Genomic DNA, 8,594 nt, shown 5'->3' on the forward strand with positions numbered 1-8,594 from the left:
GCCATCCCTCAATCGTTCTGGAAATCCTGATACAGGCGGATCAACGTGTGGACATCAAGCATCGATGCATCCGGGAGTTCTTTGCGCATTGCGTCCCGAAGGTCGCGGCACGCGAGCACGATGCGATAGTACTGCTGCGCATCGAACCCTGTGTCGAGCGACTCAATATTGCTACACGCACTGAAAAGCGTGTCAAACCGCTCGTACTGGAAGTTCACGTACTTGTCCGGGTACGCTCCCATCAGGAGCGTCGTTGCAATCCGCAGTAAGTTCCCGTCAGAGACATCGTCACTAGCGGCAAACGTGTGGAATCGGCGTAACCGCTCGACCAAGTGCTCGTCCTCGTCGAACAGCATTGAGAGGACCGCCGCCGCTTCCTCAGGATCGTCATGACATGTCCCCTGAAAATCCTGAAGCTGCACGACACCCCACCTACCGAGTAAATACTGCGGCACCGGCGTCGAGAGAGTATCCGTGTCAGTGTACTCGTCAGCATTCGCCCAGAACGCGTCAAAAAACGGCTCCACGTCGTCTGCCGCCAAATCATTCAGCGTGTACGACGCGGCAACCTGCTTGGACACGTACTCCGCGAAATCCCACTTCCACGTCTCGTAATGTCTCCCAGCCCAGTGCTCAGTGTCCGTATCAGCGTAGGCATCGTTCTGTTGTGCAGCGACGTGCCCATCGATCGCCGGCGTCGCAGCCTCGAAATCGATCTCAATCGGGCCGCGATCCTTCGTCGACGCAGCAGGATACCCGCGGAGCGCCGCGTACAGATCACCCCGCGGTCCCGCCTCCTCCGCTGCGATATCGTCTACTGTTGCAGTCGTCACGAGCGCGAACAACTGATCTATCTCCTCATACACGGGCAGCGGCGTCTCGTTCGACACAGTGACGTGGCCAGCGATGTCGAGATACACGTCACGGAACAACGCAAGCTGGTCCCGAAGGTTCTCGAACTCGGTCGCCGGTTCGACGCCGAATTTCCGTAACCCGCGTCGAGCTTGATCACTCACGATCGGGTGTTCAGGGTCAGTTCGTGTGTAGAGTTCGGCGACAACCAGCCCCCAATTCGCACGGTTTTCCCAGTCAGCATCGTACTCCTCCGCAGTGCGAAGTTCGTCGAGAAACGAAGCTAACTCGGCCATCGATTCGGGCCACAGATTCAGGATCGTTGCTGCGTGCCACTCGGTTGCTGCCGTGAGCGTCTCCTCGGTCCAGAGCGCCTTGAAGTTCGACTCCGTCGGGTCGCTCACGAACGTCTCCAGACGGTTCCGGTACCGTTCCGAACGTGTCGGCGATGTTAAATCGTATCTAGAGCCAGACGGATTCGCGTCCACCACTTCCCCCCATGCCGACAATACCCGAGTAGCCCGCGGTCCGAGATGAAGAGTCATAGTTGAGAGTTAAAGTGAAGGCACATGTTTGTACTGGCGACTATATTCCGCACACACAAGCAAATTGAATGTACCGCTCTCGCTGTAATCTGCGTGATCACTGACTACCACCGCTAATACAAAAACCGGGACCCTTCTGCTGAACAGTTGTAGGACCAACTACGTTCTATTGTACCGCCAAGAATTATAGTGTTAGCCGTCCTACACCACAGTATGGCAAAGGATGGCACGATAACGTTTTACAATGAGGAGAAAGGATACGGGTTCATCACAACGTTGCTTGGAGACGAGATGCAGGAGGCTGATGCATTCTTCCATATCTCTGACTATCCAGGGGAGAATCCTACAGAAGGAACCCGTCTCAAGTTCAGCATGGTTAAAAATGAGAAAGGATGGCGAGCCAAAAATATCAAAGTGACATCCCAACCGAAGAAGACGTCTGGAACAAATTCGAGGACGAATTTCTGGAAGAGAGATATAGATCCTGAGTACGAGAAGCCGCAGACTCCGTATTTGAAGAATACGGCGAAGAAGGATGGTGTCAATAATGATGACGAGGACGAAGATGAGGGGCAGTTGAATCCGTTTGACGAAGGAATAGGGAACAAGAATGATTTGCTAAACGGAAAACTGTAATCTTCGTCACGGCGGCAGATTCCTACCGGCAAGGCGGCGATAGTCATTCATTCCGTCTCAAACAGGACCAGTCTGAACACCATCGAAAGCCAAGTCCTCACCGCTATACGTCACCTAACCGGCGACGTCCTCGCCGGGTTTGATTGGATTTTCGGTCCTCAACGAGCCCCATACTCCGCACCCAATTCACTCGCTGTCTCGCCATGTCCGTCTCTCCACGACTCCACCCTAACTCCGGGTGCGTGTCCAACTCTCGGTCACTCACCTCCCTGAGCGTCATCGGCCCAGCAGACAATGCGTAGAGCAGACTCCGCGGCCCGACGTTCCGATCACACATAATTCGAAGCAGCGTCCCCACGTCGTACTGCTGAACATACTCTTGACCAGCGTCCCCGAGCGTCCAGCGGTCATTACCTAACCATAATCGGATTCGAACTATGGGCTAAACCATCGGTAAACGTGGAACATCGAGTAAATCTCGGGTAGTCAGAGCCAGTTCCTCTGTACTACCGAAGAGCGTCGAACCAAATCCCGTGAAGACTGCGCTCCCTGTGGATACACCTGCATCTGAAACCGTGTCGTAAAAACAGGAATTCCTACCCTCAAGCATCGACCGGTGTCAACCGCGAGTGAGTAGGGTAGTTCACCTATTTCAGCTCCGACAACAACTGCAGTGCGAGCTGTTTGTTAAGACTCCGATTCGCATTCCCGCAGTGGGGTGAATGAATACAGGATGGGCACCCATCCCGGCAGCTACAGTCCTGAAGTAGTTTGAACGTCTTCTCTAACAGTACGTCAAGTTGATTGAATGCCTGTCGCGTCAGCCCGGCTCCACCGGGATGGCCATCGTGAATGAAGATGGTCCCATTAGTCGTTTGCCCATGACTGACAGTTGAAAGGCCGCCGATATCGCCTCGATCACATAGCACCTCCATGGGAAACAGCGATATCAGGGCATGTTCGATCGCGTGGAGCGCACTGAGATACTCATCTTGTGACTCTATCTGGTCGAGAATCATCGCCTCAACGTCGCCGGGGACGGTGATGAACACTCCTGTAGTTTCGATAGCTCGTGACTCCAACGGCTCTTCAAACTCACACTCCCGTGGAGTGTCGTCACTGGGGTTGCTGTACAGCAAATATCCCGTGACCGTATCCTCTACTGTGAGTTTTCCTAACGTCGCTTGAGCGTCCATTTCATGCGTCTCAACGGATGACTGGCGGTACGTATCCTCAATAGTCACGGACTTCTCTCGAAGAGCACGTGTGTACTCTGCTGTAGACGTCGTTTCGAGCAACGCCTGATCGGATTCGAGATCTAACTCCACAACTCGATAGGTCTGTTTCTGGTGGCGATAAATCGCGTCCGGATGTGCATCCCGCACCGCAGCTCCAAATTCAAGCGATGCCAACTGATCGTCCCGATTCCGGTCAATAAGATCAATTTCGCGGTCATCGATCGCTCGAATATTTGTCTTCCACTGAACATCTGAATCCGTGGCACGCCATTGAATCCGATCGCCACTCTCTACACGGCGAAGACGGTCATTGGCTTCCACGTCCGTGACGACACCAGGCAGATCGAAGCCGAAATAGTCCTCGTCATCTGGCGACAAGAAATGGTCACTTGCCGCACAAACAACGTGATCCGGACGAATCGCATCATTAGTCGGGTTGACAGCAGCCTGTTCAGCACCACTCTCAAACAATTCCTCGGGCTCTCGGATCGTATACTGGTCCAGTGGATCGTCTGCCCCGACGAGAACAACGAGGCAGGCGTCCTCACCACGCCCAGCTCGCCCGGCTCGTTGGAACGTACTCATCGACGTTCCCGGGTAGCCATCGAGCAAGACGACGTCGAGAGTCCCGATATCAATCCCGAGCTCAAGCGCGTTCGTACTCCAAACGCCACGAGCATCGCCGCTACGAAGCTCCTCTTCAAGTTCGAGGCGTCGGTCCGTATTGAGTGCTGCATGATAGGCGTGAACGCTGTCCGCGAGGTCATGCTGGCCTCGTTCACGCAGCATTTTGTCCGACCAGTCAACATACTGTTCCGTCCCCTGTCTAGCAGCAGTGAACACGAGCGTCTGATACCCCCTGGTCACAAGATCGCAGAACAGCCGCACGGATTCGACGTGATTCGATTGTCGTTCCCCACCGACCACCTCCTGATGGGATGGGAGTGCAATCTCATCGGACGGCTCCGATGAACCGTCTGACTCCGCTTGTGAGTCGGTCGTCGAACTCGGAGCGGTCTCAATAGCGGCTGCGATCTGCTCAGGTGGATGTTCGTCATGGCCAGCACGGACAGTACCGTCTGCGTCGACAGCCGGATCCGGAATCGATCGGTCTTCGTCGCCATCTTGCTTGAGCGGTGGATTCCAGAACAGCCAGTGGCGATCGCCCGATGCACTCCCATCGTCATCAACAAGTCTGAACGTGGTTTCGTCCTGGCCAGTGACAGTTGCTGCATGCTCGACGGGATTCCCGATCGTTGCCGAACAACAGATGTACTGTGGAGACGCATCATAATGGTCACACAACCGATTGAGCCGTCGAAAAATCAACGAGGCATGACTTCCGAAGACCCCACGATACATGTGGACCTCGTCGATGACTACGGTATCCAACTGCTGGAATAACCACCGCCAATGATTCTTCCCGTGGGCATACGGGAGGAGACTAAGATGGAGTTGATCGATCGTCGTCAGAAGTACATCCGGCTGAGAACCCTTGATTTCCTGCCGAACCGTTCTCGATGTTTCTCCTGTTTGAACACCTATATCGATCGAAGCACCAAACCCTAACTCAGTATCGAACGCTTCGAACGTGTCCGCTTGATCATTGATGAGTGCGCGGTACGGGGCGATATAGAGTGTCTTCCCTGTGTTTTCGATCGCCCGCTCGAGACCGGGAACGACGTATGTGAGGGTTTTGCCAGAAGCCGTTGGCGTTGCGACAACCACGTTTTCACCAGACTGGACAGCCTCGATAGCCTCAACCTGGTGCGAATACAGACTCGAGATTCCGGACTGTCGAAGTGCGATCGATAACGGGTCAGAAACGTCGATATCAGCTGTCTCCGCAGATTGTCCCTTCTCAACCTGTTGATGAGTGATCTGTCCCCCGTAATAGCCTCGACCCCGTAACCATTCGACAGTCTCCTCAATGTCGGGTCGATTCTTCATCTGTCGGTTCTTATCGATTGCTGCTTGTGAACTTTTGTAATTTGATCTATGATACCGCAGCCATTACCAGAGGGCTGAACCGACGATAAGCCGCTGCACTATCTGGCGAGAAGGTGTTAGAACGCCCATCCAACAGGACCCGCACATTACGCGTCGAGAGATTGCACACGATCACTGAATTGGTGAACGTCTCGCAACCCACCTATGTATCCATGAGAGACTGTGAGAGTTGATCGTGATAGAGATATGACTCTCCAGTACGTGCGACCCGAGATTTTTGCAGCCGAACAAGAACTAAGAGGGTAGCTGATACTCATTCTTACAGTACTTGGGAGTCAGTTGTGAGGGAGAGAACAAACGAAGAGGAAGCCGAAGACGAGTCAAAAGAGACCGATCAATATCTTGCTGACGAAACCCCAGAGCAGAAACCATCCCGTCAACAAGAACTCGATCATTCACCTGATAAGTACACCACCGGGTACGATGCATTCGGTGACACTCGTGTCGGGATTGGAAGTGCTGGCGGAGATGTAACGAAACTCATCCGGCATAACGAAGGCAGGCATCGCTCCGATGGCAACCACAGTGCTCGTGAAGCTGCTCGTGACAAAGTGCGTGTTACTGAGTCGTTCTGCTCTACTCTCGATCTTCCGTCTCACCAACAACGTTTAGCGGTTGCTGCGATGGCGACGATGAATCTGGATCGGTTCGGTCGGCAGAAGCGACTCGGGAAAGTTGCTCTGGCAACGATTAAAGTGGCCGTTGAGTGGGATCGGTCCCGGCGATTCCCTGACGAGGGTTTATCGGACTTGGAGGAGGATGACCTGCCGACACGAATGCTTGACGAGTCGGATTATCGAGAGATACTAGATCAACAGGACGTCTCGAAAGCGGATCTATACAGTGTGTCCCAACTCGTCAAGCGTGAACTGAAGAAGGAGGAATTTTTTCAGTCTCGGTGAGCGGGACGGATCTGATGCCACAACCGTCACTGATACCGAGGTAGAAGAGGGGTGATACCCCCCTATGATCTGCCGGCACATACGTCTCCAGCATCTCATGTGAGTTTGGTATTCTTGAAGGTAATAATCCTTTAAGTATTCCCTGCGACAATATGCGTATTGAGGGTCGTCGGTCGTCGGATCCGCCGTAAGGCGGAGAGACGGCCTGGCTGCCAGTTAATGCGCGAATATCGCGGTGTTCCAGCCCCTCGGAGGGGGTGGGTCTATCCAGACTCCCGTTCCAACCTTCGAAGGGGGCTTTGTAACCAACACGCACGGGAATGGTCGATGGGCTTCGGCCCATCAGGCAAACCCCTTCGAAAGGGTATCTTAGTCCGTGCGCACAATTTGCGCTCGAAAGCATCGTTTCTCGTCGTTAGCCAGCGACACCCCTTAGAGGCCCTTCGGCTCATTACCGAGAGGAATCAGTCTTCGTCGAAGCGCTGCTTCGTCGGGTCTCAGTCACCATAGCACATATCGACGCGGCCAGTGGCAACGCTGGTCAGCGTTCGGTGTTCTCTGCTTCGCAGCCACTGGCTCCCAGACGACGATGCAGTACTCCAAACAGCTCATTCGATAAATGTCCGAACACACCAACCTCGACCAGACATATCTCCCGCTAATCAAACAACACGCCCGCGACCGGTGGCACGAACGAACCCCCGCAGACAGGCCAATCGAAGAAGCGTGGCGCATCGCCACACCCGTCGACGCCCCCGCAGCCGAGTGCAGCCACGCCCGACTCTACGAACCCACAGACGCACTCCTGCTCGTCCGAGACAGTTGGCTGCGAACCGTCCTCAACAACGACGGTCGCCTTCAAAAGACTGGCCTCGTGATGTGCGACAACTGCGATGACCTCGTAGATCCGATTACTGATACGCGCTGCCCATCCTGCGGCGACCCGCAACCCGCCGTCCAAACCTGTGGGCAGGTCACCGTCATTCACGGCGGTGAGAACCGATGAGTAGTCCACCGTTCATCCATATCGACGAGTTTGACGGCGCAGACCGGTTCGTCACCACGAAAGCGTTCGTCAACTACACTATCGACCTCCGAAGTCACGAACCTCACCAGAAAGTCATGCTTGGCGACAGCGAAAGGGGCGACGTCCAGCGACCCTGCGTCGTGTTCAACGACGATATCACCCTCGAAGAGGGATGTGGATACCGTTTCGGCGGCTTCGACAACCAGTGGGACGACGGTGAAGAAATCCAGCTGAAACTCCACAAGAAATCCTGGGCGAACAAGTTCTACGACCCGGACGACTAGTAGCGCTCAATATCCACTGACCCTGCTGCAACACTCACGTCTCAGGCTCGAGTATACTGAGACTATTACCCTTTCCACAGCCGGCAACAGCGATCCGGATACATCGGATGGTTCACGGAAGATAAATTGAGTGACCGCCTGGGTCAGTTGGTTCAAGATTGTAGGATGGAATCTCGTCGAAGAAGGCCACAATAATCGGGAGCAGGTGACTGCAGTCCGAGAGCAACGTATGCATGATTTCGTTCGGATCCTGGTTCTCTACTTCGTATCCCCAGAAATCGTCGGGTGGAAGATCGAATTTCCCCACGTATTCATGCGCAACCGTGATGTCGAAGTCACTGATATAGTTGTCCGAGATATCGAACGAGTAGCTTCGACTGCCGATACCAGCAGCGACCATGAAATCTCGGGTGTCATCTGTTTCTCGGAAATCTGTGACCTCCCATTCGTTCAGCTTGGAGTCGTCGGCCAGTTGGAAGACGAGTTTTAGTCCTCGACTATCACTGTCTGAGTCGACTCCCACCCCTTTGACCGAGTTCACTTTCCAAGAGTGGTTGCTGTATTCCTCGAACCGTGTGTTCAGCTCTGGTATGGAATCTATCCCCTCCCGGTATTCAGATCGGGTAGTGTAAAACTGGGTTAGGAATCCCTCTGCTTCCTCCGGGTCGTAGTCGTCTGGTTTGACGCGGTCCGGTTGCCAGTCATCTAACAACGCCTCCACTTCGTCGCTGAAACTGACATCCGCCGACATTTCCTGCAGTAGTTCTGTGAACGATGGTGGTGTTTCACCGTCCGACTCAACACTGGAACCTTCGGTGAACTCAGCACGTAACTCTTTGACGCGGGATGAGTACTGACCGCTGTAATCCTCGGTAAAGTCACGAATCATTTCCACATCTGCTTCTGAGAGCGCCGGTCCTGCCGCGTCACGGAAATCATCAAAATCAAATTCTGAAGCATCCTCCTGAGGCCCGGAGTTTCCGGTCCAGTGTAGTCCGACCTTGTATAGCCTGTTGCATCTTCAATATCAGTTCGCAGGACGTGGCTGGGTAGCCTCGATCCAAGCGACTGAGGACAAGATGTGCCAGATTGACGTTCAT

7 protein-coding genes are annotated in these 8,594 nt (G+C 54.0%); 4 read left to right on the forward strand and 3 right to left on the reverse strand.

The features are described 5' to 3' along the window. Positions 1–8: 8 nt before the first annotated feature. Entirely contained in the window at positions 9–1,016 is a 1,008-nt protein-coding gene (locus D8Y22_RS10520; RefSeq protein ID WP_174811825.1) for a hypothetical protein, read from the reverse strand. A 594-nt stretch (positions 1,017–1,610) separates the two neighbouring features. On the opposite strand from D8Y22_RS10520, the gene D8Y22_RS10525 reads away from it, so the two are divergent. Beyond that, a complete protein-coding gene (locus D8Y22_RS10525) occupies positions 1,611–2,033 on the forward strand; it encodes a cold-shock protein (RefSeq protein ID WP_141464669.1) in 423 nt (140 codons plus the stop codon). Between the two features lie 647 nt (positions 2,034–2,680). Here the strand turns inward: D8Y22_RS10525 and D8Y22_RS10535 are convergent. Beyond that, the gene (locus tag D8Y22_RS10535) at positions 2,681–5,221 is read right to left on the reverse strand and encodes a DEAD/DEAH box helicase (protein ID WP_141464670.1); all 2,541 of its coding nucleotides are present in this window, start codon (positions 5,219–5,221) and stop codon (positions 2,681–2,683) included. Positions 5,222–5,562: 341 nt separating this feature from the next. Between D8Y22_RS10535 and D8Y22_RS10540 the strand changes: the two genes are divergently transcribed. From D8Y22_RS10540 to D8Y22_RS10550, 3 genes are all read left to right on the forward strand, one after another. Further along, entirely contained in the window at positions 5,563–6,183 is a 621-nt protein-coding gene (locus tag D8Y22_RS10540) for a DNA-directed RNA polymerase subunit epsilon (RefSeq protein ID WP_141464671.1), read from the forward strand. Between the two features lie 619 nt (positions 6,184–6,802). Next, complete coding sequence (locus D8Y22_RS10545; protein WP_141464672.1) at positions 6,803–7,189, forward strand: hypothetical protein; 387 nt, start codon at positions 6,803–6,805, stop codon at positions 7,187–7,189. Further along, entirely contained in the window at positions 7,186–7,494 is a 309-nt protein-coding gene (locus D8Y22_RS10550; protein ID WP_141464673.1) for a hypothetical protein, read from the forward strand. The genes D8Y22_RS10545 and D8Y22_RS10550 overlap by 4 nt, the downstream gene beginning before the upstream one ends. Before the next feature lie 112 nt (positions 7,495–7,606). Here D8Y22_RS10550 and D8Y22_RS10555 read toward each other — a convergent pair whose 3' ends face one another. Continuing rightward, the gene (locus D8Y22_RS10555; RefSeq protein WP_141464674.1) at positions 7,607–8,383 is read right to left on the reverse strand and encodes a hypothetical protein; all 777 of its coding nucleotides are present in this window, start codon (positions 8,381–8,383) and stop codon (positions 7,607–7,609) included. Positions 8,384–8,594 lie beyond the last annotated feature (211 nt).

This window comes from Salinadaptatus halalkaliphilus (assembly GCF_006543045.1).
Lineage (GTDB): Archaea > Halobacteriota > Halobacteria > Halobacteriales > Natrialbaceae > Salinadaptatus > Salinadaptatus halalkaliphilus.

Bases quoted from the DNA above. Each gene is read 5' to 3' on its own strand.
- D8Y22_RS10550 (WP_141464673.1), top strand. From the start codon at position 7,186: ATGAGTAGTCCACCGTTCATCCATATCGACGAGTTTGACGGCGCAGAC.
- D8Y22_RS10545 (WP_141464672.1), top strand. From the start codon at position 6,803: ATGTCCGAACACACCAACCTCGACCAGACATATCTCCCGCTAATCAAA.
- D8Y22_RS10555 (WP_141464674.1), bottom strand. From the start codon at position 8,383: ATGATTCGTGACTTTACCGAGGATTACAGCGGTCAGTACTCATCCCGC.
- D8Y22_RS10525 (WP_141464669.1), top strand. From the start codon at position 1,611: ATGGCAAAGGATGGCACGATAACGTTTTACAATGAGGAGAAAGGATAC.
- D8Y22_RS10535 (WP_141464670.1), bottom strand. From the start codon at position 5,221: ATGAAGAATCGACCCGACATTGAGGAGACTGTCGAATGGTTACGGGGT.